The organism is Halomonas sp. 18071143, from assembly GCF_019211725.1.
Classification (GTDB): domain Bacteria; phylum Pseudomonadota; class Gammaproteobacteria; order Pseudomonadales; family Halomonadaceae; genus Vreelandella; species Vreelandella stevensii.
Genome location: NZ_CP078120.1, coordinates 2,921,451 through 2,946,470, shown reverse-complemented (window position 1 = coordinate 2,946,470; position 25,020 = coordinate 2,921,451). Strand labels below are relative to the sequence as shown.

The following is a 25,020-nucleotide window of genomic DNA, read 5'->3' as shown; positions in this document are numbered from 1 at the left end:
TGCTAGCGGCCTGCTTTCAAACAGCCGACCACCACCAGTAGGGCGGCGCTGGGCAGCCGCCAGTCCAACACGCTGACGCCAGCCATGACCAGTAACAGGGCCGCCAGAATGGGTACCCCATAGGCCAGGCTGCCCACCAGGCTGGCATGGCCGAAGCGCAGCGCTCTATCCCAGGCCACCATGGCGATGCCGTAAGGCCCGAGGCCCAGGGCAATACCCGCAAGCAGCGCTTCTTGCTGGGGCAGCGCCGTGCTGCCTTCCAACAGCATGCTGGCGGTGAAGGTCATGGCGCAGGCAATCAACAGCAGGCGGGGCAGTAGCGGCGTCAGCGAGACCGGCGCTGCCTGGCCTGTCCAGGAGTAGAGTGCCCAGCAGCAGGCAGCCAGTAGGGCCAAGGCGTAGCCCGATGCGGCCCCGCCAACACCGCTACCCAGCGCTTGTGGCACCAGCAGTAGCGCGGCCCCCATGAAGGCGATCAGCGCTCCCGATACGCTGGCCAACGTCAAGCGGCCCGTGCGGTACCACTGGCTCAACAGGACGAACAGCACCGGCCAGGTATAGGTAATCAAGGCGGCTTCTGCCGCTGGGGCCCAACGCATGCCGATGAAGTAACTGCTTACCGCCCCGACGATCAGCAGTGGAACGCCCAGCCAGATACCGGCCTGCCAGCGCCGCGGGCAGTGGCTCAGCGGCACCTTACGGCTCAAGGGCAGGGTGGCTAGCGCACCTGCCAGCAGGGTCAGAGCGGTGAGCTGCAGCGGAGCGACCGTGCGTGCCAGTTCCGCCAGTAACGGGGCGATGCTCCATAGCGCGACGGCCACCAGCGCGGCGGCAACACTGTATTTGGGGGAAACCACGACCGGGGAGTGAAGGGGCTGCATCACGCGTCTCCTTGAACCTTGAAATTGACCTCTTGTGCGCAGCATACTCATGGCTCACTCATCAAGATAACGATCTTTTATGATGGTTTTCATCAAGGATGGTGATGTATGCGTGCGCCCACATTTGACCTGACGCTACTGCGAACGCTGGTGGCCATTGCCGACACCGGAAGCGTCACCGCGACGGCGACGCGGCTCGCCTACACTCAGTCGACGGTCAGCATGCAGTTGCAGCGTCTTGAGGCCCAGCTGGAGATGCGCCTGCATGAGCGTGATGGGCGGCGGCTGCGCTTTACGGCGGAAGGAGAGCGTCTGCTGGCCCATGCACGGCACTTGTTGACCGTCAATGACGAGGCGTGGAGCGACATGCAGGCCCGTCAGGTGACGGGCGATTTGACGCTGGGGATTCCCGAGGATTATGCGTCGTTGCTGCCGTCGGTATTCGCCTATTTCCACCAGCTCTATCCCGCCGTGGGGCTGACCGTGCAGTGTGGTACCAGCGCCCACCTGGTGGAGCAGGTGAAAACGGCGGAGCTGGACTTGGCGCTGGTGACGCGCCAGCGCCATTCGCCGGGTGGGGAGGTCATTCGTCGAGAACCGCTGGTGTGGGCCGTGGGGGTGAATCAACAACCGCTGCTCAGCGACCCGGTACCTTTGGCACTTTATACCCCGGGGGCCGATGTGTTCAGGGAAGTGGCGGAACAGGCGCTTCAGGCCGCAGGGCGCCACTGGCGTGTGGCGTATACCAGCCAGTCCATGGCCGGGCTGGCGCCCATCGTGACCGCTGGGCTTGCCGTGGTGGTGGTCACCCGCAGCATGCTGACGCCCTCGCTGCGCCCGCTGGATGAAAGCAGCGGGCTGCCCGCCTTGCCGATGATCGAACTGGCGCTGCACCGAGCGCCGCACCGGCCCACCGAGCCTGCCCGGCGGTTGGCAGAGCTGATTCGAGAACAGCTGGCCGTGCCCAGTGAGGGTTGATTTGACGTGAGAAACAGGCGGTAGGCTATTTCATGCAGTACGCTATTCCATGACTATAGTAATTTAACGTCGTGCCGCGAAGGCGGCAGGCTGATGATAACGATGAGACGGGGCAGGGAGTCATGAATGCACGAGCTTGATCACTATATCTACCCCCACCGTGTGCTGCATTGGCTGGTGGCGGGGGCCGTTCTGCTGGGACTGGCCACCGGGCTGACGCTGGGCTTTCTGGGCTACGAGCGAACGCTGGGCCTGCTGGGCAATACGCTGACCAACCTGCTGTATACCAGCCACAAGACGCTAGGCGTGGCCGTCCTGCTGCTGATGACACTGCGTATCGTGACGCGACTGGCATTCGTCGTGCCCGACCATGATCCGCCGCTGTCGACCTTCGAGCGTTTAGTGAGTACCAGCGTACATCATCTGCTGTATGCGGCGCTGGTCGTCATGCCGCTGCTGGGCTGGGCTGCCACGGCCACGGGCGGCTTCCCGGTGGAGTTTTTCCACTGGCACTTGCCGGGCCTTCTGGGGCGCCACGAAGCGCTCTCGCAAATGCTGTTCATGTGGCACGAGCGGGTGGGCTGGGCGCTGGTCGTGCTGATTACGCTGCACGTGGCTGGGGCGCTGTTCCACTGGCGTATCAAGCGCGACAACGTGATGAAGCGCATGAGTCTATTCGACTAAACGAGTTCTCACCGCGTCACAAGGAGTGTGATCACCATGGCCCAGCAGCTTGCTTTCGCCCTGGGATTGGCGGCCATCCATCTATACGCTGGCAAGCTGCAGCGGCTCAATGCCCTGCCGCGCAGCGCCTGGCTCTCGTTTGCGGGCGGTGTGTCGGTAGGCTATGTCTTTATCCATATCTTTCCCGCCTTGAGTGACGCTCACGACACCATCACCGAGCATGGGCCGCTGTTCATTCTCGAGCACAATGCTTACCTGACGGCCCTGGTGGGGCTGGGCGTGTTCTATGGGCTGGAACAGTTGGCCAAGGTTTACTCCCATCGTGATACGCCGCAGAAGCGGGTGTCATTGGGCAAGCTGCGGGGCGTGTTCTGGATCCATATTGGCTCCTTTGCGCTCTATAACCTGTTGATCGGTTATCTGCTGGTGTACCGCGACAACCAGCTGCCGGAAGCCCTGTTCTTCTTCCTGGCCATGGGGTTTCACTTTCTGGTCAACGACCACGGGCTGGTTCAGCACCATCGTCAGCGCTACCTGATGAAGGGCCGGTGGGTATTGGCGGCGGCGGTGTTCGCGGGTTGGCTGATTGGCCATGCCATTCAGCTCACGGATGCCCTGATCAGCCTGCTGTACGCCTTCGTGGCGGGGGGGCTGGTGTTGAATGTGCTGAAAGAGGAGCTGCCGGAAGATCGTCACAGCCGTTTTTTACCCTTCGCCGGTGGGGCGGCGGTATGCGCGGGGTTATTGATGTTTGCCTGAGCGTGGCTAACCTCTGGCAGAGTAGCGATAAGCGGCAGCGTCAGTGCGTGCCTTGGCAGCGTACATATGCTGGTCGGCCTCGTGAATCATGCGCTCCAGCAGCGCGTCGTGGCCCTGTTCGTCGCTGCGCTGATAGCAATGCAGCCCGCTAACGCCAAGGCTGATGCCGACGCAGACGCTGACCCCACAAGGCAGTTTGATGGGGGAGCGGATGGAGTGCTCGATGCGTTGGCATACGCTGTCCAGGATGTCCGGTTGCTGGACACTTTTCAGCAGGACGATGAACTCATCGCCCCCGAACCGAGCGCAGTGGTCGCCCAGTCGCGCTGCATGGGCGAGCCGCTTGGCCACCTGTTGCAGCACGAAATCCCCGGCATCGTGGCCGTACTGGTCATTGATGGGCTTGAACCGGTCGAGATCGCACATGATCAGTGCCACTGGCTCGTGGGTGCGATAGCTCTGATTCAAGGCAGCCGCTGCGCAGCGTGTCAGCCCGTTGCGGTTCAACAGGCCCGTCAGCATGTCATGGTTGGCAAGCTGTTCCAGCGCCTGAGTGCGTAAGGCTACTTTGGCTTCCAGGATGGCCTCCTGCTTTTTGAGCATGGCCACCGTATCGGCCTGTGCCTGCTCCTTCTGGCGTTTGAGCTTGTTGAAGCGGGCGGCCAGGGCAAACGATAGCAGCAGCATTTCCAGTGCCGAGCCGATTTGAATGCCGTGCAAAGTAATGAAGTTGGCGGGCAGAACGCCCATGTTGCGTAGTGCAAACACCGCCGCACCCAGCAGAAAAATGCTCCACGCCAACACGAAGAGACGGGCACTGGGCACACGCCGCCAACTGCCGTAGATGCCGCATATCAATAGCAACAGCGAGGCGCTCAGGCCCGTGACATCAGTCAATACCAAAGCCAGTGGGATGGGTAACACCAGTGACGCTGCCAAGGCCAACCAGCAGTAGACCCGAAACAGTGAAATGACGCGATGCCAGCGAGGGGTATAGTGCGCCGTGTTCAAAAAGCTCTGGGCAAACAGCGTCGCCATGGCGGAGGCAAAGGTAAAACCAATGGCCACCAGCCGCGGTGTCTGTTCGGCCAGAAAGCTCCAGAACATCAGTGTGCCAAGGCCGTTGAAGGTCAGAATGGCCAGGGTGAAGCCGAATGCAAACAGGGCGTAGTGCAAAAAGACCCGTTCTTTCAGGCCAAAGAACAGCAAAAAGTTGTAAAGCCCCAAGGCGAGCAGCATGCCAAAGTAGGTGGCCAGCCAGAAGTTGTAACGATCGTTCTGCGCATGGAACGCATCAGGGGTCATCAGGCTGTAGCTCAAGAACTTGCTGCCGGAGGTATTGGCCTGCAGGTACAGCGTGACGCTTTCTCCTCCTTCCAGATGAATGGGAAAGACGATCTGGCGATGGGCCAGGGCACGCTCATCCACGGGCAGAGTACTGCCCCCGAGCTGTACTTCGCTGAACTGGTCGCGCAGCGTATAGAGCGCAATCCTGTCGATGAACGGATACTCGAACTTGAGCATCCATTGGGCGGGTCGTGGCGAGGCGTTGTGCAGACGAGTGGTCAGCCAGGTCTCTTCGGCGGTATAGCCAAAATGCAGGTCGGAGGTCTGTGACACGGGCGTGAAAGATGGGTCGAGTGCCAGCAGTTCGCGCAGCGTCAACGACTCCGGTGTGTGCCAGTAGCGAGTGTTGCTATTGAGCGAGTAAAACGGCTGGTCCGGTGAAACAGACAGTGCCGGTGCCGCGACCGCCCACGAGCTTGTGCTCAGGAGGCACAGCAGCAGGACGGCCAGCAGGCGCTTTACCCAACAGAGAGGACCCATAAGCATCGCTTTTTTGATTTTTCTTCTTTTCTCGACAGGCCTCTGTAGGGTTCCCTTGGCCCGGGCGAGCGCTATACGTTGTCACTGGGTGTGTCGATGACAGTAGTAGCAAATTAATCACGTCGCGACCAGTGCTTTGCCCCGTTGGCTACGTTTGATCATCCAACGATACACACGTGAGTGTAGCCAGCTTTGAAGATGCAGGCATGAAGGTAAAGCCAGATTGGTGCTAAAGCGTGAAATGGTTCAGTCTTTCGGTTAGTCGATGCAGCAGGTCGCCACTGTGCCGCCAGAAGTGCCAGTAAAGCGGTACCGAGAGCGAACTGTCTGGTGCAATACTCACCAGTTGCCCACTGGTCAGCTGAGCAGCGGCCTGTAATTGGGGCACCATGCCATACCCCATGCCTGCCGTGGCCAGCTGCACGAAACCTTCGGAAGAAGGGCACAAGTGATAGGGAAAATGCCCATGGTAGCCACACTGCGCCAGAAAGCGATGCTGCAGCTGGTCGTGCGGGCCAAACACGATGGCCGGTGCGTGTTGAAAGGCCGTGGCCGTTGGGCCATCCGGGAAGAAACGTGCCACATAGCCCGGGGAGGCCAGCGGTAGGTACACCATCTCGCCCACTTTGATGCAGCGCGCACCTGCCATGGGCGTAGGCGTTGAACACAGGCAGGCCGCCACATCGCCATCCTTCAGGCGTTTCAAGCCGATTTCCTGATCTTCGATCACCAGATCCAGCAGTATACCTTCGGCAAGGCAGATGGGAGCGACGGCATCGGCCCACCAGGTACCGACGCTATCGGCATTGACGGCGATTCTCAATCGGGAGGCTTGTTGATCCAGTGTCGGGAGGGTTTGTCGGAGGTCGCGTTCGAGCAGCCGTACCTGCTGATAGTGGGTCAGCAGGCGCTGCCCTGCGGGGGTAGGGGCCAGCTCAGGGTGGCGTATCAGTACCGGTTGACCCAGGCGGGTTTCCAACGATTTTATGCGTTGTGACACGGCAGATTGGGACAGGCCGAGAAGATCGCCTGCGCGCTCGAACCCGCCGCCTTCCATGACCGCTGCCAGTGCTTGAAGAGATTTGTAGTCCACCATGGCCGCTCTATTGGGGGTAAGGTAACCAGCCTATCTTCCCTCAATGTACGGCGGACTTGCCAGCACTCAATGTGGCTGACTGGCCTGGCCGCCCCTACTGGGCGACGGCAATCCGGTGCTCCCCATTGGGGTGGGGCATCACCTGCATGGGGAGCCCGTAAATAGCTTCCAGAGTGGCATTTTGCATCAGTGCTTCGGGGGCGCCATGGGCCAGCAGGCGCCCGCTGTGCAGCGCCATGAGGTCATCGCAGTAACGCGAGGCCATGTTGATATCATGGAGCACGATGATAACGCCCAGGTTCAGCTCGTCGCACAGCTGGCGCACCAGTGCCAGCACTTCCACCTGGTGGGCAATGTCCAGGGCGGCCAGTGGCTCGTCCAGCAATAAAAAGCGGCTGCCTTGGGCAATCAGCATGGCGAGCCATACGCGCTGGCGCTCGCCGCCGGAGAGCGTGTCTACCAGGCGGTCGGCAAAGGCTTCCGTATGCGTCAGGGCAATGGCACGCTCGATGGCTTCCTTGTCCTGCTGGTTGTGACGCCCCAGCAGCCCGTGCCACGGGTAGCGGCCAAAGGCCACCAGCTCACGGCCTGTGAGGTTTTCCGCGCTGGGCAAATGCTGCGGCAGGTAGGCCACCTGGCGTGCAAATTCGCGGCTACCCCAGGCGCTCAAGGGGCGCTGGTCGAAGTAAATATCGCCTTCGGTGATGGGCTGCTGCTGCGCCATCAGTTTGATCAGTGTCGACTTGCCCGAACCGTTGTGGCCTATCAGACCGTATACCTTGCCCTCATGAAAGGTGTGCTCAATGGGAGCAAGAATGCGCTTACCATTGATTTCAAAGGTGGCGCCTTTGACCTCGAACATGAATGACTCCTGACGATGAATAGACCGGAAGGTGCCATTCTAGTGCTAATGGTTCTCATTTTAATAGGGAGGGTGAAAAGATTTTACGATCACGCCCATGCACTTCGTACACATGATCTGTACATGGTTGCCAACATGGAACGCGTGGACACAGCTGCTACCGGTCTCTTGCCTCCACCATTCGCGCCAATACGTTGTCTTTCAGCCAGTAGCGGTGGATCAGTGCCATCGCGATATGGCCGACGACGAGTCCGCATAATAGCCATGAAAGCGGACCATGCAGAAGGTCGGCAGGGGCAATCATCCAGGAAATGTTGCGCTCGGCGGAAGGCAGTAGCTCCATGCCATAAAAACGCAGCGCCCCGCCACGGCCGTATTGGCGCAACATGGCGAAAGCAGGTAGCCACAGCAGGAGCGCATAAAAGGTGATATGTACCAGACGCGCTATGCGGCCACTCCATCCGAGCGGCTGCGGAGGGCGCTGCTTACGGTTGACCCACGCCCAACCAAGACGAATCAGCGTCACGATCAGTAGCATAAAGCCTAATGAGCCGTGCGGCCCGATGCTCGCCAACAACAGCGTGATAGCGTTTTCGCCTGTTCCCCGCCAGGCCAGCAGCACGGTAAATTGCAGCGTGACGAGCACAGCGGTCAGCCAGTGAAGTGTACGGCTGACCCTCCCATAGCGGCTGGGGCTGTCTCGCCAGCCAATGGGTGTTCGATCTGGCGCGCTCGTGCCGCCGTTATTCAGTGCTTCGTTGTGAGCCATTCCTTTAACCATTGGCCTTTCCCTGCCTCCAGTAGCCCATGCTGGTGACATACTGTTTGGGTAGCCCGAGTTCGTTCACCAGATAGCGGCGTAGCCGCATGGCGACTTTGGTTTCAGCAGCGATCCAGGCGTAGAAGGGCGCGCTATCGTCCAGTGTGGCGGGTTCCCAGAGAGGACCGTCCTCATCGTCGTATTCGTCGTTGGTAACGCCGGGCATGCCAGTGCCGCCCAGCGCTTGAATTTCCTTATGCAAATCGATATCGCGCAGCGCTCTCATCAGTAGTTCACCGTGTTGGTAGTCGGGTTCGGCATCGCGGGGCAGCCAGTGCAGTTTGGCGGCCTGAGGCAGCGGCTGAACGTCGTCACTGCGGGGCACTTCGAGCAGCGCTTCGACCCTGGGTTTGAGCGGCAGGCCATCGAGGGTTTCCAGAATACCGGCGGCAGCGGGGAGAGCGGTTTCGTCGGCAATGATCAAAATACGGCGTACGCCTTGAGGCGGCTTCCACTCGTAGCCCTGCTTTGGGCCTTCTGCATTGGCGTCGGGGGCGGTCATGGCAAGCCGGTCGCCTGGCTGGGCATGCATGGCCCAGCGTGAGGCAGGGCCGTTGTCGCCATGCAGCACGAACTCAACATCCACTTCAGCTTGTTCTGGGCGCAGGGCACGGATGGTGTGGGTGCGTGCAGCGGGCCGTTGGGCGTCTGGCAGCGCGCGATAAGCGCCGTACCAGTCGTGCTCTTCCAGCTTGGCGATCTCGAACAGTGGGTCGAGACTGCCGCCCCCCTTGGGGAAGAACAGTTTGACGCGTTGGTCAGGAGCGTAGGTTGCCATGTGGCCAACCTCTGGGCCGGTAAAAGTGAATCGGACTAACGAGGCACTGACATGGGTGCGCCGGGCGAGGGTGATATCGAAAAGCCGGTAATTTGGTTTAGCCGCCATCGGAAGGTCTCCTGTGTATGAAAGGTCAATTGTAGTGCTAATTATTATCATTTAGAATCGCTGTTAATGATCTATGCAGCAATTTTCGTCCACGCGTTTTCATGCAGGTAAGGGTAAGACCATGAGGGTGTTGGCTATCACGTCCAGTGTTGCGAGCGGCATGAGTCCCGCCAAAGAGGCCTCGCCATGTTAAGTACCGCGGGGCGCCTGGGCGGAGTGTCACCTGCCAAGGCCTGCCTATTGCTTAGCCTGCCCATGATGGTGCTGTTTTGGGTAGGCCTGGAGAGTCAGGGGGGAATGGCGCTGGGCTGGAAAGCGTTGGTAGCCCCCTCTTTCGACACCGTCGATGAGCTGCTGCTGCACTACGCCTGGTGGCCGCGTTTATCGATTGCGCTGCTTGCCGGGGCCGGTTTGGGGTTGGCAGGCGTGCTCATGCAGCAGGTGCTGCGCAACCCTCTGGCGTCGCCGACAACGTTGGGCGTGGCGTCGGGTGCTAATTTGGCGTTGATGACCGCCACGTTAATGGCTCCTGGCTTATTAGTGGTGGGGCGCGAATGGGTGGCTCTGCTGGGCGGCGCGCTGGCCGTGGGGCTGGTTTTTCTGCTCTCCTGGCGACGCGGTTTGGCGCCTATCGTGGTGGTGTTGGCGGGCCTGGTCGTCAATTTGTACCTGGGCGCGCTCTCGACAGCGTTGCTGCTGTTTAACCACGAGGCGCTGTCGGGGCTGCTGATCTGGGGGGCGGGGTCGCTGGCGCAAAATGGCTGGGACGGCGTGGCCGTGCTCTGGCCTCGGTTGGCGATTAGCTGCGTTGCTGCCTGGTTCTTGCTGCGCCCGCTAGCAGTGCTGGAACTGGACGATGCCAGCGCCAAGAGCCTAGGGGTGTCGCTTGCCTATCTACGCTTTGCGGGGATGGGATTGGCGGTATTCATTACCGGCAGTATCGTCAGCGTGGTGGGCATCATTGGCTTTATCGGCCTGGCGGCACCCAATATCGTGCGCATGGCCGGGGCACGTCGGTTAGGTCCACGACTAATATGGTCCACGCTACTGGGCGCGGTGCTGCTGGCGACCACGGACCTGCTGCTGCAGCAGTTCGGTGGTATGGGGGCAGCCTTCATTCCCACCGGGGCGGTTACCGGTGCCCTGGGGGCACCGCTACTGATGTGGCTGATTCCGCGCCTGAAACTTCAGGGCGATCAGCCGCCCAGAGGGGCGAGTGTCGTTGCCCGCCGCCATGCTGCGCCGTCACGCTTGGTCACCGGATTGATCTTCGCACTCTTGGCGGCCACGTTGCTGGGGCTGCTCGTAGGTCAGGGGGTCGATGGCTGGTACCTGCTCTCGCCAGAGAGCTGGAACGTGATGCAGTGGCGCTTGCCGCGGGCGATGGCGGCCGCTGCCAGCGGGTTGATGCTGGCCATTGCCGGGACGATTCTCCAACGCCTTTCCGCCAACCCCATGGCCAGCCCCGAAGTGCTAGGCATTAGCGGTGGCTGTGCCATTGCGCTGATTCTGGGGATTTTCCTGCTGCCCGCACCCACCAATATGATGCTGATTGGCGTGGGTACCCTGGGCGCTTTCGCAACGCTGGTGGTGTTGGTGGGCATCAACCGTAATAGCGGCTATCTCCCTGAACGTTTGCTGCTCACCGGGGTGGCGGTGAGTGCGCTGTTTGACGCCGTGCGCAGCGTGATGCTGGCAGGCGGCGACCCGCGTGGCCAGCAGGTGATCGCCTGGCTGGCGGGCTCTACCTACTACGTAGATGTCACCCATGCGGTGGTGGTCGGGGGGATTGCCTCGGCACTGGCGCTGGTCACGCGACCCTTTACCCGCTGGTTGGATATCTTGCCATTAGGCGCAGCGACGGCCAGAGCGCTGGGAGTAACGCTTAACCGTGCCCGCCTGGCGCTGCTACTGCTGGTGGCGCTACTCACTGCCTGCGCCACCCTGGTGGTTGGGCCGCTGTCGTTCATTGGTTTGTTGGCACCGCATATGGCGCGCCTGGTCGGCTTCTCTCGGGCAGGGCAGCATCTGCTGGGCGCGGCATTGATCGGCATGCTGCTGATGGTGCTGGCGGACTGGGTAGGGCGCCAGATTATTTTTCCCTATGAGATACCGGCGGGCCTGGTGGCGTCCTTGATCGGCGGCGCCTATTTCATGTGGGGGCTGCGGCGGTTGTGATTGCCCTCTCTATTGGTGGTGATATAAAAAAAGCCCAGGAGTCGTGGTGATGGAGCTGTTGAAGATCGTATGGCGTGATTATCGCTGGCCGTTCGTCGCCGTATTGCTACTGAGTCTGGCCAGTGCAGGCCTGGGCATTGGCGTCATCGCGTTTATCAATCAGCGGCTGCTGGGTTCCTTCGTTGATCCCTGGCGTATTCTGCCCGAGTTTCTGGGGCTTATCGCGCTGCTGCTGGTGATTACCCTGGCATCGCAATTGGCGCTGACCACACTGGGCCACCAGTTCGTTTATCGGCTGCGGGGGCAGTTGATCAAGCGTATTCTGGATACCCATCTCGAGCGTGCCGAGCAAATCGGCAGTGCGCGCCTGCTGGCGAGCCTCTCCACCGATGTGAACTCGGTCACCGTTGCCTTCATACGTTTGCCGGAGCTGGTGCAAGGCGGGGTGCTGACGGTGGGTGCCACGCTTTACCTGTGGTGGCTTTCGCCTGCCATGCTGGGGATCTCCGCATTGTGGGTGATCGTGACGGTGGTCATCGGTATGCGTCTGGTGGCGCGAGTCTATGGGCACATGGCCAAGCTGCGCGAGATACAGGATCGTCTCTACGCGGATTACCAGGCCGTGATCGAGGGGCGCAAAGAGCTGGCGCTCAACCGCGACCGCGCCGAATGGCTGTACCGCGATGTCTATACGCCCAACGCCAAGGATTGTCGCCGTCATTACATTCTGGGCGATACCTATCATCTCAGCGCCGTGAACTGGTTCAACATCATGATGCTAGGGGCGATTGGCATCACCTTTTTTTTGGCCAATGGCCTTGGCTGGGCATCGGTGCAGGTGGCCACCACCTTTTCGCTGACGCTGCTGTTTCTGCGCGCGCCGCTGATACAGGCGATAGGCGCTTTCCCGACGCTGATCAACGCCCGAGTCGCGTTTGAAAAGATTCGTAGTCTGGAGCTGGCCGAGCACAGTGAGACCTTCGGCCACGCGGCCCTGCGCCACGATTGGCAGGAACTGACCCTGGAGCAGGTCTGCTATCGCTATCCGGATGAGAAATCGCGCTCGGGCTTTGCCATTGGTCCTATCGATTTGACCTTGAAGCGTGGCGAAGTGGTCTTTCTGATTGGCGGAAACGGCAGCGGAAAATCGACCCTGGCGAGGCTACTGACCGGGCTTTACCACCCTCAGCGTGGCTGTGTCCGCGTCGATGGCAAGCCGCTGCGCGACCAAGACTGGACACGCTATCGACAGCACTTTTCGGCCATTTACACGGACCTGCACTTGTTTGGCCGGTTGATGGGGCCAAGGGGCGAGGCACCCGACCCGGCCTTGGTGGAACAGTGGCTGGCCGCCTTGGCCATGCAGAACAAGCTCGATTTCGACGGCGACCGCGTCACTAATGCCAACCTCTCCCAGGGTCAGCGCAAACGCCTAGCGATGCTGTTAGCCGTTGCGGAGCAGCGCGACCTATTGTTGTTGGATGAGTGGGCCGCCGATCAGGACCCTCAGTTCCGGCGCGTCTTCTACCGCGAGCTACTGCCGCAGCTCAGGGCGCTGGGCAAAACGCTGGTCGTGATCAGCCACGATGACCACTATTTCGACCAGGCCGACCGACTGCTGGAAATGCGCGGCGGGCAGCTCGTCGAGCTCTCCGGTGAGCAGCGCGCAGCGGCCAGCCGCGACGCGGTGGCCCGAGTGAGCGGATGAAAGCACCATGACGGTCTCTCCCGCCGTCGGGCACTCGGTTTGTCGCCTCTTTTCTTGAGACCCCGGCACGCATGAGGTGCCTTGATCAGCAGTGTGGTGTTGCTCCTGCGTGGCAAGCGAGACATCACACCTATAAGAAAAGCTAATGGCCTATTCACAGTATGATTTTTATTTATTGACGTTGCCGCCTATCGTAGCGCTTCACTTCTTGCAGCAGCGATAGGGATAGGTCATGTGGCAAAGCTATATAACGGGGCTCGTGGTATGCGGCGGGATCATCATGGCCATTGGTGCACAGAACGCCTATGTGCTGGGGTTGGCCATTCGTCGGGAGTACCACTGGTGGTCGGCGGGTGTGTGCATGAGTGCGGACATAGTGCTGTTGACCGCGGGCATGTTTGGCGTCAGTGCGTTTCTGCTGACCATGCCCAATGCCATGGAAGTCCTGCGCTGGGTAGGGGTGCTGTTTCTGGGCTGGCTGGCCGCCCAGGCCTTGTGGCGTGCAGGTAGTGGCCGAGAGGGGCTGACCGCCAACCACGCGCGCACACGCAGTTTACGCGGCGTGCTGTTGGCGACCCTGGCTGTCACGGTGCTCAATCCACAAGTGTATCTGGATACGCTGCTGTTGATTCCTGCCGTCGGGGCCCAGCAGGAGAGCGCCGGGGTGTTCGTAGCGGGCGCCGCGACGGCCTCGGTTCTCTGGTTCAGCTTGCTGGCCTGGGGTGGCTCGGCGCTTTCCCCCTGGCTCTCTCGCCCCGGCGCCTGGCGCGTCATCGATGGCGCCATTGGCGTGATGATGCTGGTGATTGCTGTGCACCTGGCCTTGGGGTCGACACTGCTATCGTGATGCCGCCGCGTCGAAGTAGCGCCCCATGACCTCCAGCACACGCTCGACAGCGGCGTCATCGATATCGCGATGGATCACCAGTCGCGTGGCGTAAAGCAGTTGGATCAGAATGTCGTGCTCTTTCAGCCAGGCAGCTAGCGGGGCCACGTGGGCCTGATCGACGCGCAAGAACACCATGTTGGTGGCGTGAGAGGTGACCTCGAGCCCGGGCAGCGCTGCCAACCCTTCTGCCAAACGCGCCGCGCGGCGATGATCATGGGCCAGGTCGGCCACGTGATGGTCGAGGGCATGCTGGCAGGCCGCGGCGATGATGCCCGCCTGGCGCATGCCGCCCCCTACCATCTTGCGCCAGCGCCGTGCGCGCTCGATCAACGCGTGCGACCCTACCAGCGCCGAACCCATGGGCGTGCCCAGCCCTTTCGAAAAGCAGAGTGACACGCTGTCGAACGGCTGGCACAGCTGCTTCAGCGAGGTATCCGTGGCGACGGCGGCATTGAAGAGCCGAGCACCGTCCAGGTGCGTTGCCAGCCCGTGAGCGCGCGCCAGCTCGGTGGCCTGCTGAACGTACTCGGCGGGCAGCACTTTTCCACCGATGGTGTTTTCCAGCGCCAGGAGCCGCGTACGGGCAAAGTGAACGTCGTCGGCTTTGACGGCGGCAGCGATTTTGTCGAGTGGCAGGCTGCCGTCTGCGGCGTGTTCTATTGGCTGTGGCTGGATGCTGCCCAACACGGCGGCGCCGCCGCCTTCGTAGCGGTAAGTATGAGCATTCTGGCCCACGATGTACTCATCGCCGCGTTCGCAGTGCGCCATGAGCGCCACCAGATTGCTTTGGGTGCCACTGGGGAACAGCAGGGCAGCCTCCTTGCCCGTGCGCTCGGCAAGCGTCGCTTGAAAGGCGTTGACCGTCGGGTCGTCGCCCCAGACATCGTCGCCCAGAGGCGCTGCCAGCATGGCTGCCCGCATCGCGGAGGTGGGGCGAGTGACCGTATCGCTACGTAAATCGATCATCGTGACTCCTTGTTCACAGCGTGGCTGTCGGGCAGATCACCGATAAACCACTATGGTTAATGGGTGACAGGATCACCCAGCATAGGCGAAAAAATGGATCTTAAAAGTGGCTACCCCTTCTGGACGGTCAGCAATGGCTTGTTGACCCGTTATCCTCAGCTTACCCATGATCTTCAGGTAAACATAGCCATCATCGGCGGCGGTATCACCGGGGCGTTGATCGCCGACGAGCTGACACGCCATGGGCATGACGTGGCCGTCCTCGAGCGTCGTGACGTGGGGTGGGGCAGCACGGCGGCCAGTACGGCGCTGTTGCAGTACGAAATCGATACACACTTGTACCACCTGGCGCAGCAATACGGTGAAGCGAGTGCCGTCATGGCCTATCAAGGGTGTGCCGAGGCGGTTCATGCATTGGCCGCCCGTGCGGCAGAGCTGGGCGATATCGCCTTTCGTCGCCAACAGAGCCTTTATTTTGCCAGTGAAGCGGGCCATCTCTCTTCTCTTCGGGACGAGTTTGCCATTCGCAAGCGGTGGGGGTTCGATGTGCAGTGGTGTTCGCCCGAGCAGTTGCAGGAAGCGTATGGCTTTAGCGCATCCGGCGGTATCCTCTCGCATCTGGCGGCTACCGTGGACCCTTACCGCATGGCTTACCAACTGCTTGATGAGGTCGTTGCCAGAGGTGGGCACGTATACGATCGAACCGCGGTAGAGTCGTTGGAGGCAGACGGGGCGACCATGGGGGTTCGTTTGCGCAACGGCGCCCTGGTAGGCTGTCAGCAGGTGATCATTGCGGCCGGTTATGAAAGCCAGACATGGCTGCCAGAGTCGGTCGCCAGCAACCGCAGCAGTTACGCGTTCGTCACCGACCCTTTGCCAGTCGGCATGCTCGGCAAGCTTCGCGATACCATGGTCTGGGAATCAGCGCGCCCCTACCTCTATTTGCGCTCCACCCATGATGGGCGTTTGCTGGTGGGCGGTGAAGATGACGAGGAGGATCTTCCTGAGCGCAGGGACGCGCGGGTGCTTGAAAAAGCGGCATCGCTGGCTGAAAGGGTCTTCTCGTTATGGCCTTCTCTGCGTATGACGCCTGCCTTCAGTTGGGGGGGTACCTTTGCTGAAACCGAGGACGGGCTGCCTTATTTCGGGACCCATGAGGCGCTGGGGCCGAACGTGCACTTTGCCATGGCCTATGGCGGAAATGGTATTACGTACAGCATGATAGGTGCACATCTCTTGAGAGCCCATCTCGAAGGCAAGCGGCATCCGCTGAGCGACCTGTTTTCTTTCGAACGGCGCCAGCGGGCACGCTGAACTTATCGCTCACCCACCAGACAAAGCCCGGTAACCCACTGAGTCAATGCGATTGAATGAGACACTTATCATGAGCCCCGTACTGTATCTAAGGGCGCTGGAGCGCAACGACCTGCGTTTCGTGCATGAGTTGAATAATAACCAGAGCATCATGTCGTACTGGTTCGAAGAGCCCTACGAGTCCTTCGATGAGCTGGAAGAGCTCTATAACAAGCATATTCACGATAACGCAGAGCGCCGTTTCGTTGCCGAAGACAGTAGTGGTAGTGCGATTGGCCTGGTGGAGTTGATCGAAATCGATTACATCCACCGTAGCGCCGAGTTTCAGATCATCATTACGCCAGAGCATCAGGGCAAAGGGTTCGCACGTTCGCTGATACGGCAAGCGCTACACTACTCTTTCACCATATTGAACTTGCACAAGGTCTATCTGATCGTCGCGGTAGAGAATGTCAAGGCCATTCACTTATACGAGGAAAGCGGTTTTATAGAAGAGGGGCATTTGGTGCAGGAGTTTTTCATCAATGGCAAATATCGCGATGTAAAGCGTATGTATATCTTGCAAGAGCGCTATCTGGCCGAACTCGAAGCGCAACAACCGAAGGATTGAGCCAGAACTCGGCCTCCATGATCGTTACCAGGCATAGGCTGCCCAGTAACGATCAAACCAGTAACGATCAAATTTGCCGCGTCTCGTGGCCAAGCTACATTAGAGCTGGGCTTCCAGGCGGTCGGCGCGATCACCGGCAGCGGGGTGGCTGGAGAAGACGCTACGGCTATTGCCATACTTGGCCTCGAGCTTGCGCAGCGCTGAAACGGAGGCTTCTGTATTCAGGTCGTGGCGGCGCATGAGTTCCAGGGCGAAGTCATCGGCTTCGTTTTCCTGGCGCTGGGAGAACTGAGCATTGACGAGTTTCTCACCCAGCGCACCCAGCTCGGAACTGGAGAGTGCCGCTGCGGTGGTGCTGCCGCTTGCGGCAGCTGCTTCACGCGCGGCTGAGGCGGCATAGGCGACTTGAAAGGCGCGCCTGGAGTGGCCGAGCACCACATGGCCAATTTCATGAGCAATCACGTACTGTACTTCTTCGTCGCTCATTTCATCCATCAAACCGCTGTAAAGCCGGATAGCGCCGTTGGGCACCGCAAAGGCGTTGATTTCATCACGCAAGTAAACGTCATATTCCAGCGTGCTGCCATCGACGGTTTCCCAACCTTGAGTGAGATTAGCCAAACGCTGCGCGTACTCACTATCGCCAGGAGCCACCTGGTTTTCAGCATCCAATTGCGCAATCGTTTGATCGCCGATTTGCTGCATTTGCTGATCCGACATGGTGGCCTGTCGTTCCTTCTTTTATATGACTATTCCAGTTTGCATAATGCTTACTGCTGTTTAAAGCGAGGTAATGTTAAATGAATTTTTGATGTGTCTCTACCCAAAGCCATCTTTATTTTGCTCTGTGCGAATTCATAACAGGTCAATGAACCTGACGATCAAACGTTCACAATGAATAAAGAGGTGTCACGAGCAACGTGCTGATGATAAGAAAAAGGAGTGTTCGATAAAAAGAAAACGCTCCCGTGCGACGTATCTATATATACGCACTGGCGGAGCGTTTTGGGTAGCCGTATGGCAAGGGTTATTGCTGGCGCATATAGTCGGCCAGGGCATCGAAGGCGGCACGCTGTTGCAGTGCGCGGGTTGCCCATACTTCCATGACATCGGGGTTGGCTTGGCTACGGGTAGTCGGCATGGCACTTACTCCTGGAGCAGAGGTTAATGAGTCGTTTTTGTTATACACAGCCTACGTTGTGCGTTGCAGCAAGTTAGCTGTGATATGAATATTATTCGCTTTTGAACGAGCTGGCTAGTCCAAAGGGTGTAGGTGTTTTGCCATAGCCCGTAAGCGATTGCTTACATGTCAGTCTGAAATGCTCCTATTTTACTGAATGGAAAAGGTTTTCATAGAAAAAGAAGCCGACAGGTCATGTCGGCTTGGGGTGTTATCTTTTCGTCTAAGGGAGGGAGAGAAATACAGAAAAGCCGGGAGGCCGCGTGCTACTGATCGGACTGACGCTGATCGACATAAGCACTGACGGCTTCATTGGCGGCCTGCTGCCACTGTGCGTATTGGCACCAGAAGTTGACTACTTCCGTATCCTCGTTCGTTAGATCCGTTGATAGTGTCATTGCGTACTCCTCTTGGGATACCGCCTATTCATTATAGACGGCTTTTGCTGCAATGCAGCATTTGCTTTGCGTTCATCCATTCGGCAAAGCCACGTCACAGCAGCTAGGCTGAAAGGAGTGCCTAAATGTCATCGTCGCGAAAGGAGTCGCAAATGAGCGCAAATGTAGCTGAAATCATTGTCGAAACACTGCAAGACGCCGGTGCCAAACGTTGTTATGGCGTGGTAGGGGATACGCTGAATCACTTTACCGATGCCCTCCGGCAGAGCGATATCGAATGGATAGGCGTTCGCCATGAGGAAACGGGCGGCTTTGCAGCAGGAGGAGAGGCTTATATCACTCAGGAGCTGGCGCTATGTGCCGGTTCCTGTGGGCCTGGCAGCCTGCACTTTGTCAATGGCCTGTTCGATGCCCACCGTAATGGCTCCCCCGTGGTATTGATTGCCTCGCAGATATCACTGGGTGAAACCGGCAGCCAGTTTCCTCAGGAAGTCGATCAGAGCGCCATTTTTCAGCAGTACAGCGTGTTTTGTGAAACCGTGGTATCGCCGGAGCAGGCGCGCCGCATGGCTGCCTTGGCGGCCCAGGCCGCTCTTACCAAGCGCGGCGTGGCGGTGTTGATCGTGCCCGGCGATATCATGACGCAAACGCCCGACAGCACCCTGGGCTACCGTACCCACCGCTTCAGCTACTCCGTGCGCCCCAGTGCCGAGGCGCTGGTGCCCGCCGTCGAGCAGCTCAACAAGGGGGGCAATATCACCATCTTTGCAGGCGCAGGCTGTGAAGACGCCCGCGAGCAGGTCATGGCGCTGGCAGAAAAGCTCCAGGCGCCGATTGCCTGGACCTCCCGTGCCAAGGACTTCATGGAGTACGATAACCCTCATCAGGTAGGCATGACCGGCGTATATGGTCTGGAAGGTGGCTACCATGCCGTCGCGGAGTGCGACACGCTGTTGCTGCTGGGATGCAATTTTGCCTTCAGCCAGTTCTACCCGGAGCGCGCCTGTATTCTTCAGGTAGATGTGGACCCCGCCCAGATAGGCAAACGTTACCCGGTGGATGTGGGCATCGTCGGCAGCACTCGGGACACCTGTGAAGCGCTGTGCCAGGTGGTGCAACCCAATACGCACACCCGGTGGCTGGAAAAATGCCGCAAGCGTTATGCCAAGTCGCTGGAAAAGTCGGCTCATCAAACCAGGGATAACGATACGATCCACCCACAAGAGCTGACCCTGGCCATCGACCGGCACGCGGCCGACAACGCCGTGCTGACCGCAGACACCGGCAGTGTCAACGTGTGGATGCTGCGCCATATCCGTGCCCTGGAGGGCCGCCGCACCCACTCCAGCCTTCAGCATGGCACCATGGCGAACGCTTACCCGCAGGCCTTGGGGATTCAGTTGGCCTACCCCCATCGCCAGGTGATTGCCATGTGTGGCGATGGTGGCCTGACGATGCTCATGGGCGATTTACTCACCCTGGTCCAGCAACGAATCCCGCTCAAGATCGTGGTGTACAACAACAGCTCCCTGAGCTTCGTGGAGCTGGAGCAGAAAGTGGAGGGGCTGTTGGATAGCTACACAGAGCTGCAGAACCCCGACTTTGGAGAAGTAGCCAAGGCCATGGGGCTGTGGGGGCGCCGGGTAGAGCAGCAGTCGGAGCTGGACGTGGCCATCAGCCAGTGGCTGGCTCAACCTGGCCCCGCGCTGCTGGACGTAGTGGTCAACCCCATGGAGCTGGTCATGCCGCCCAAGGTAGAAGCAGGGCAGGTCGCCTCGACCGCGCTGTACTCGGCCAAGGCGGTGTTGAGCGGACGGATGGATGATGTGGTGCATCTGGTCAAAAGCAATTTCCTGAAGCGCTAGCACGGCAGTGGCATGCTATGTTGTCAGCAGCTCACACAACACTGACAACACAAAGAGCCATGCCATGACCTCACACTCGGATGCAGTGACCGTTCATGACCGCTGGGTAGATACCCCCAGCGGTCGTCTGTTTACCCGCACCTGGCAGCCGCGCCATGCACGCTCGGCGGTGCCGATTCTGCTGTTTCACGACTCGCTTGGCTGTGTGGAACTATGGCGCAGCTTTCCCGCCGCCCTTTGCCAGGCCACGCAGCACCCAGTCGTTGCCTACGACCGTGCGGGTTTCGGGCGTTCTGACGCTCGATTGGCGAAACCGCCCCATACCTTCATCGAGGACGAATACCGGCAAGCGGTTGCAGCACTGCTGGAGGCGCTGGCAATTACCCACTTCATCGCCCTGGGGCACAGCGTAGGAGGCTGCATGGCCGTTCACTGTGCAGGCCAACAGCCGGAGCGTTGCCGAGGCTTGATCACGATCGCCGCGCAGGCGTTCAACGAACCGCGCACTCGTCAGGGTATCGAAGCGGCCAAGGAAGCGTTTCAACAGCCCGACCAGTTTGCCAGGCTAGCCAGGTACCATGGCGACAACGCGCGCTGGGTGCTCGATGCCTGGATCGACACATGGCTGCACCCCGACTTTGCAGAGTGGACGCTGGTGCCCGCACTCGAGCGCGTGCAGTGCCCGACCCTGGTACTGCACGGCGAGCGAGACGAATATGGTTCCCACCGCCAGCCAGAGCGCATTGCGCGCTACACCCACGGCCCAGCCCACTGTGACATCCTGCCAGGCGTCGGCCACGTTCCCCATCGTGAGGCAGAATCCACGGTAGTGGCCTTGATCGAGGAGTTTGTCGCCCGCCTGACGCTTGAAGTAACCGTTACGAATGCGTGAGCGAGCATTCAACAAAGGAGCAGACGGATGCGCTTGAGAGTCTTGTCAGATTTACACCTGGAGCACTTTGCAGGGCAGCGCGAACTGCCGGAGGTAGCGGCCGACATAGTGGTGTTGGCGGGCGATATTCATCGTCATACCGAAGGGCTTGCATGGGCCAGAAGTCAGTTTCCTGACCTCCCCATTTTGTACGTACCGGGTAACCATGAATTTTATGGTGCCTGCATGCCGACGTTGACAGAAGCGCTTGTGGTAGAGGCAGCTAACCAGGGTATCGAGCTGCTGGATAACCGCAGTGTCGACCTGGGCGGCGTACGCTTTTACGGCACGACATTATGGACAGATTTTGCGCTTTACGCCGATGACCCTACCCGTGACCCCCATGAGACGTACACCAAGGCTCAGCGCTATATGCCAGATTTTAGCGTGATCACACTTGATGAAGAGGAGGTGTTCACCCCCCAGGACAGTCAGCGGTTGCACGCTGCTGCTGTGGCATGGTTGGAGAAAGAGCTTGCCATACCCTTTGAAGGGCGCCGCGTAGTCATTAGCCATCACGCGCCTCTGCATCGCTGCATTCCAGAGCGCTATCTCGGGGATGCGCTCTCTCCTGCCTTTGCCTCCCACCTTCCCCATTTGATGGGAAAGATGGATCTGTGGATTCATGGGCATGTGCATGAGCCAGTAGACACGATGTGCGCCGGTACGCGGGTGATCGCCAATCCGGGCGGTTACCCCGACGAGTTTTTGCCGGCGCTTTTTCGGCCAGCGTGGGTGGTCACGATAGCGGATAGTGCTTCTTAGATTCGCTTGCTAACTATTGTTGCTGCCTCTACCAGGGTCTTCTAGGCTGAACCGGTGATAACGCTAATGTTTAACTTTTTTGGGTTCAAGCAAGGAGCACCGCATGAAGACTCAGAGACGATTTCCGCTTTCCGTTGGCAAACTACCCCATTGGACGGCCGCATTTGCGCTGCTGGGCAGCGCGAGCGCCCTGCACGCCGATGTCCGGGCGGTCAATGAAGAAGTCGCCAGCGGCGTAGAAAGTGAAGAGACCCGCTTCACCATCACGCAGGTGTTGAGTGGGCTGGAGCATCCTTGGGCGGTGGCATGGCTGCCGGATGGACGGATGCTGGTGACGGAGCGTCCCGGACGCCTGCACCTGGTCGATGGCGACAGCGTGACCGAGCTGGGTAACTTGCCCAAGATGGACATCGACGAGGATGAGGAGTCTGCCACGGAGGGCGGCAATCAAGGCGGCTTGCTGGACGTGGCCGTGCATCCTGATTATGACGAGAATGGCTGGGTCTATTTTACCTTCTCCAGCCCTGGTGACCCCCGCGCCTTCAGTACCTACGAGCCGGATTACGGCACCGGCTTGGCGGTGGCCCGAGCGCGTATCGATGCGGACAGCGCCGAGCTGGTCGATCTCGAAACCCTCTATACCCAAGTGCCGCGCACCCATCCGGGCGCTCACTATGGCTCGCGCATCGCGTTTCCGGGCAACGGCGAGATCATTTTCCCCATCGGCGACCGCAACGTGCAGAACCTGCCGCAAGACCTGACCAACCCGGGCGGCAAGATGATCCGCCTGCTGGAAGAGGGGGGCGCCCATCCGGATAACCCCTTCATCGGGGTCGAGCCCGGCAACCTGCGTCCTGAAATCTACTCCTATGGCCACCGCAACAATCAGGGGCTCACCTTGCACCCTGAGACGGGCGAGCTATGGGCGGTAGACCATGGCCCGAACGGCGGCGACTTGCTCTACCGTGTCGAAGCGGGCGCCAACTACGGTTGGCCCATGGTGGCCTTCGGCACTGAGTATACGACCGATGCCCATATCGGTCTGGGCACCGAAGCGCCCGGTGTGACCGCGCCCACCCACGTGTGGGAAGAGTCGATGGCGCCTTCCGGCATGGTGTTCTACACCGCTGATGACGTCAGTGAGTGGCAGAATAGCCTGTTCGTAGGGTCGCTCAAGCGTGAGCAGCTGCACCGGCTGGTGCTGGACGACAACAACGAAGTCACCCATGAAGAAGTATTGCTGGCGGACACGCTGGGCCGTATTCGCGATGTACGCCAGGGGCCGGACGGCTACCTCTACGTGCTGACCGACGAGGAAGATGGCGGCCTGTATCGCATCGAACCCGAATCCTGATACGGATAAGCTAAAACAGTGAAGAAGTACATGAAAGGCACCCTCGGGTGCCTTTCATGGTATGGAGCGAGTGCTTCAACGCGCTTTTTCTATCAGCATGCCGCAGGAGGGCGCCGCCCAGCGGTGATCGGAAGTAAAGACCACATCGCAGACCACCGGGGAGTAGTGCCGACGCACCTCCTGGTCGATGCGTTGGCGCAGGGCGTCCTGCGTTTTCAAGGACAGGTTGGGCAGGTGCTCTGGCAGCACCACGTGCACGATCACGTACAGCAATCGACCTGGGCGTACCATCCGCACGCGAACCTCCTCGGTATCCACGTCTGCCAGGCCACGGGCCACCGCCTGGCGCACGGGGGCAGCAACGCTTTCCTCGGGTGTCTTGTTTAGTAGCTCGGCCAGCGCTTGTGAGGCCATGCGTACCGGCACGCCTAGGCAAAGCACCACAACGGCAATGACCAGTACCGAATCCACATACGGGAGCAGGGTTTGCCAACCCAGGTGGTCAAATACCAGAACCAGGCAAAAGGCAGCCAATACGGCGCCTGAAATCACGCTGTTGACCACCCAGTTGAGCTTGTCGGCGGCCACCAGCGGGCTGCTGACACGCTTTTGACTGCGGTGCATGACCCAGGCCGTCAAAGAGCACGCCGCGGTGGCAAACAGGGCATACAGAACTGCCAGCCCTGCTGAAATGGCGCGTCCCCCGGTCAGCAGTGCTGCCACCGCATCGACCAAGGCAAAGATGGAAACGCCCAGAATCAGCAAACCTTTGCAAAGATTAACCAATGACTCGAAGTAGCTGTAGCCGAACGGGTACGACTCGCTATCCGGACGGCTGGCGAGTTTACTGACCTTGATGGTCACCAGCGCTACGCTAAAGTAGATAAGGTTGAACAGGCCGTCCAACAGAATGGCTTGAGAATTCGAGGCCAGCGTGGCGATGATGCCCGCACAGCCGATCAAGAGGGCCATGAAGGCGGAAAAAGCCAGGGTCGAGGCTTCTGTTTTCATGAACTGATGGCTCCCATGCCTACCTAATCAAGAGGCTGGCAAGCATAGCAACAGGTTGGCCGGCAATGTCAGCGATTTCTTGCGGAATTGCCCGTACGCCCCCAGGGAAGGTGATACTCATGCAACATGCCCATGACGTGGCCTTTGATCTGCTCACCCCAGAAGATGCAATCGACTTGCTGCATTTCGAGCTAGCCGAGCGCGTCTGGTTCGAGCAGCATATCGAAGCGCGTCCAGAGCGCTTTTACACGCCGCAAGGCGTGGCTCAGCACATCGTCGAGTGTCTGGCGCTCCATGCTCAGCGGCGGATGAGCCCCTTGATCGTCCGTTGGCGCGGCAGAATCGTGGGCCGTGCAAATCTGCGAGATATCGACAACGGCCAAGCCCGCGTCGGGTATCGCATTGCGCAAGCGGCCTGCGGTCAGGGGCTGGCCCATAAAGCGCTCCACCGCCTGATCGAGGATGCCCGCTGCCTGTATGGCATCACCCGCCTGGAGGCCATCGTGGCGGAGGAGAACGCGGCCTCCAGGCGGGCGCTGGAGAAGACGGGTTTCCGTGCGGAACAGCGTTTGACGGCTTACTCGACCGTATTGGGCAGCCCTCGGGATTGCCAGGTGTTTTGCCGCCGTTGGTGAAGCGTGTGGCTCACCTTACCCCTTTATCCACACCTCCTCCCCTTGGAAGCGTACCTGCCAGGTACGCAGCCTGATGGTGTCATCTTCCACGCACAGGCCATCCTCCAGGCGGAAGTGCTGTTTATACAGCGGGGAGGCCACGACGGGCTTGCCCTGCAGGTCGCCGACGATACCTCGGGCGATGACATAGGCGCCTGAGAAGGGGTCGCGGTGGTCCAGGGCGTAGAGTTCGTGCTCGTGGCCAGGTACGTAGAAAAGCGCCACCTGGGCGGGGCCTTCCGGCGTGTCCAGCCAGGCGGCCACGCCTGAAAAAGCGACCAGGTCGGCCCTGGTGCACAATGGCTGCCAGGTATTCGCGCTGGCAGTGGTGCTGATATCAGTGCTGGTGTCTGTATTCGACATGGTGTCTGGACTCGACATTGT

General features: G+C 59.8%; 24 protein-coding genes. 13 read left to right on the top strand and 11 right to left on the bottom strand.

Going from position 1 to position 25,020, the window contains the following annotated elements:
• Positions 1-2: 2 nt before the first annotated feature.
• The gene (locus KVY02_RS13875) at positions 3-881 is read right to left on the bottom strand and encodes a DMT family transporter (protein ID WP_218313732.1); all 879 of its coding nucleotides are present in this window, start codon (positions 879-881) and stop codon (positions 3-5) included.
• Positions 882-989: 108 nt separating this feature from the next.
• Between KVY02_RS13875 and KVY02_RS13870 the strand changes: the two genes are divergently transcribed.
• The 3 genes from KVY02_RS13870 (at position 990) to KVY02_RS13860 (ending at position 3,302) form a co-directional block, all read left to right on the top strand.
• Positions 990-1,859, top strand: a complete 870-nt coding sequence (locus KVY02_RS13870; protein ID WP_218313731.1) for a LysR substrate-binding domain-containing protein — start codon at positions 990-992, stop codon at positions 1,857-1,859.
• A gap of 126 nt (positions 1,860-1,985) precedes the next feature.
• The gene (locus KVY02_RS13865) at positions 1,986-2,543 is read left to right on the top strand and encodes a cytochrome b (RefSeq protein ID WP_218313730.1); all 558 of its coding nucleotides are present in this window, start codon (positions 1,986-1,988) and stop codon (positions 2,541-2,543) included.
• A 36-nt stretch (positions 2,544-2,579) separates the two neighbouring features.
• A complete protein-coding gene (locus KVY02_RS13860) occupies positions 2,580-3,302 on the top strand; it encodes a hypothetical protein (RefSeq protein WP_218313729.1) in 723 nt (240 codons plus the stop codon).
• Positions 3,303-3,308: 6 nt separating this feature from the next.
• Here the strand turns inward: KVY02_RS13860 and KVY02_RS13855 are convergent, their stop codons facing one another.
• The 5 genes from KVY02_RS13855 to KVY02_RS13835 form a co-directional block, all read right to left on the bottom strand.
• Complete coding sequence (locus KVY02_RS13855; protein ID WP_218313728.1) at positions 3,309-5,129, bottom strand: diguanylate cyclase; 1,821 nt, start codon at positions 5,127-5,129, stop codon at positions 3,309-3,311.
• A gap of 229 nt (positions 5,130-5,358) precedes the next feature.
• Positions 5,359-6,225 (bottom strand): LysR family transcriptional regulator ArgP, encoded by an 867-nt coding sequence (locus KVY02_RS13850; RefSeq protein WP_016914747.1) that lies wholly within the window; start codon positions 6,223-6,225, stop codon positions 5,359-5,361.
• 94 nt (positions 6,226-6,319) lie between these two features.
• The gene (locus tag KVY02_RS13845) at positions 6,320-7,087 is read right to left on the bottom strand and encodes an ATP-binding cassette domain-containing protein (protein ID WP_081137804.1); all 768 of its coding nucleotides are present in this window, start codon (positions 7,085-7,087) and stop codon (positions 6,320-6,322) included.
• Between the two features lie 157 nt (positions 7,088-7,244).
• Positions 7,245-7,856, bottom strand: a complete 612-nt coding sequence (locus KVY02_RS13840) for a cytochrome b (RefSeq protein WP_249273230.1) — start codon at positions 7,854-7,856, stop codon at positions 7,245-7,247.
• A 4-nt stretch (positions 7,857-7,860) separates the two neighbouring features.
• Positions 7,861-8,793 carry a siderophore-interacting protein gene (locus KVY02_RS13835; protein WP_100730840.1) on the bottom strand — a complete coding sequence of 311 codons (933 nt, stop codon included), beginning with the start codon at positions 8,791-8,793 and terminating at the stop codon, positions 7,861-7,863.
• 186 nt (positions 8,794-8,979) lie between these two features.
• On the opposite strand from KVY02_RS13835, the gene fhuB reads away from it, so the two are divergent.
• The 3 genes from fhuB to KVY02_RS13820 all read left to right on the top strand — a co-directional run bounded on the left by fhuB (position 8,980) and on the right by KVY02_RS13820 (position 13,526).
• On the top strand, positions 8,980-10,971 hold the full coding sequence (gene fhuB, locus KVY02_RS13830) for a Fe(3+)-hydroxamate ABC transporter permease FhuB (protein WP_218313727.1): 1,992 nt from the start codon (positions 8,980-8,982) through the stop codon (positions 10,969-10,971).
• A 49-nt stretch (positions 10,972-11,020) separates the two neighbouring features.
• Complete coding sequence (locus KVY02_RS13825) at positions 11,021-12,679, top strand: multidrug ABC transporter permease/ATP-binding protein (RefSeq protein ID WP_100730842.1); 1,659 nt, start codon at positions 11,021-11,023, stop codon at positions 12,677-12,679.
• A gap of 232 nt (positions 12,680-12,911) precedes the next feature.
• A complete protein-coding gene (locus KVY02_RS13820) occupies positions 12,912-13,526 on the top strand; it encodes a LysE/ArgO family amino acid transporter (RefSeq protein WP_016914741.1) in 615 nt (204 codons plus the stop codon).
• Here the strand turns inward: KVY02_RS13820 and ltaE are convergent.
• Positions 13,518-14,534, bottom strand: coding sequence for a low-specificity L-threonine aldolase (gene ltaE, locus KVY02_RS13815; RefSeq protein WP_039176897.1), 1,017 nt, complete (start codon positions 14,532-14,534; stop codon positions 13,518-13,520). The genes KVY02_RS13820 and ltaE overlap by 9 nt on opposite strands.
• 93 nt (positions 14,535-14,627) lie before the next feature.
• Between ltaE and KVY02_RS13810 the strand changes: the two genes are divergently transcribed.
• Positions 14,628-15,848, top strand: a complete 1,221-nt coding sequence (locus KVY02_RS13810) for an NAD(P)/FAD-dependent oxidoreductase (protein ID WP_218313726.1) — start codon at positions 14,628-14,630, stop codon at positions 15,846-15,848.
• Positions 15,849-15,918: 70 nt separating this feature from the next.
• Positions 15,919-16,458: a spermidine N1-acetyltransferase gene (gene speG / locus KVY02_RS13805; RefSeq protein ID WP_016914738.1), complete on the top strand. Its 540-nt coding sequence runs from the start codon at positions 15,919-15,921 to the stop codon at positions 16,456-16,458.
• Positions 16,459-16,557: 99 nt separating this feature from the next.
• Here speG and KVY02_RS13800 read toward each other — a convergent pair whose 3' ends face one another.
• Positions 16,558-17,178, bottom strand: coding sequence for a M48 family metalloprotease (locus KVY02_RS13800; RefSeq protein WP_081137790.1), 621 nt, complete (start codon positions 17,176-17,178; stop codon positions 16,558-16,560).
• A gap of 726 nt (positions 17,179-17,904) precedes the next feature.
• A complete protein-coding gene (locus tag KVY02_RS18360) occupies positions 17,905-18,036 on the bottom strand; it encodes a hypothetical protein (protein WP_016914735.1) in 132 nt (43 codons plus the stop codon).
• Between the two features lie 152 nt (positions 18,037-18,188).
• Between KVY02_RS18360 and KVY02_RS13795 the strand changes: the two genes are divergently transcribed.
• From KVY02_RS13795 to KVY02_RS13780, 4 genes are all read left to right on the top strand, one after another.
• The gene (locus KVY02_RS13795; protein WP_081137788.1) at positions 18,189-19,901 is read left to right on the top strand and encodes a thiamine pyrophosphate-dependent enzyme; all 1,713 of its coding nucleotides are present in this window, start codon (positions 18,189-18,191) and stop codon (positions 19,899-19,901) included.
• Positions 19,902-19,965: 64 nt separating this feature from the next.
• The gene (locus tag KVY02_RS13790; RefSeq protein WP_218313725.1) at positions 19,966-20,793 is read left to right on the top strand and encodes an alpha/beta fold hydrolase; all 828 of its coding nucleotides are present in this window, start codon (positions 19,966-19,968) and stop codon (positions 20,791-20,793) included.
• A gap of 27 nt (positions 20,794-20,820) precedes the next feature.
• A complete protein-coding gene (locus KVY02_RS13785) occupies positions 20,821-21,597 on the top strand; it encodes a metallophosphoesterase family protein (protein ID WP_218313724.1) in 777 nt (258 codons plus the stop codon).
• A 103-nt stretch (positions 21,598-21,700) separates the two neighbouring features.
• Entirely contained in the window at positions 21,701-22,951 is a 1,251-nt protein-coding gene (locus KVY02_RS13780; RefSeq protein WP_218313723.1) for a PQQ-dependent sugar dehydrogenase, read from the top strand.
• 75 nt (positions 22,952-23,026) lie between these two features.
• Here KVY02_RS13780 and KVY02_RS13775 read toward each other — a convergent pair whose 3' ends face one another.
• On the bottom strand, positions 23,027-23,962 hold the full coding sequence (locus KVY02_RS13775; protein WP_081137784.1) for a cation diffusion facilitator family transporter: 936 nt from the start codon (positions 23,960-23,962) through the stop codon (positions 23,027-23,029).
• A gap of 119 nt (positions 23,963-24,081) precedes the next feature.
• Here KVY02_RS13775 and KVY02_RS13770 point away from each other — a divergent pair, with 119 nt between their 5' ends.
• Positions 24,082-24,597 (top strand): GNAT family N-acetyltransferase, encoded by a 516-nt coding sequence (locus KVY02_RS13770; protein WP_218313722.1) that lies wholly within the window; start codon positions 24,082-24,084, stop codon positions 24,595-24,597.
• A 15-nt stretch (positions 24,598-24,612) separates the two neighbouring features.
• Here KVY02_RS13770 and nirD read toward each other — a convergent pair whose 3' ends face one another.
• Positions 24,613-24,999, bottom strand: a complete 387-nt coding sequence (gene nirD, locus KVY02_RS13765) for a nitrite reductase small subunit NirD (protein ID WP_040460920.1) — start codon at positions 24,997-24,999, stop codon at positions 24,613-24,615.
• Between the last annotated feature and the right edge of the window lie 21 nt (positions 25,000-25,020).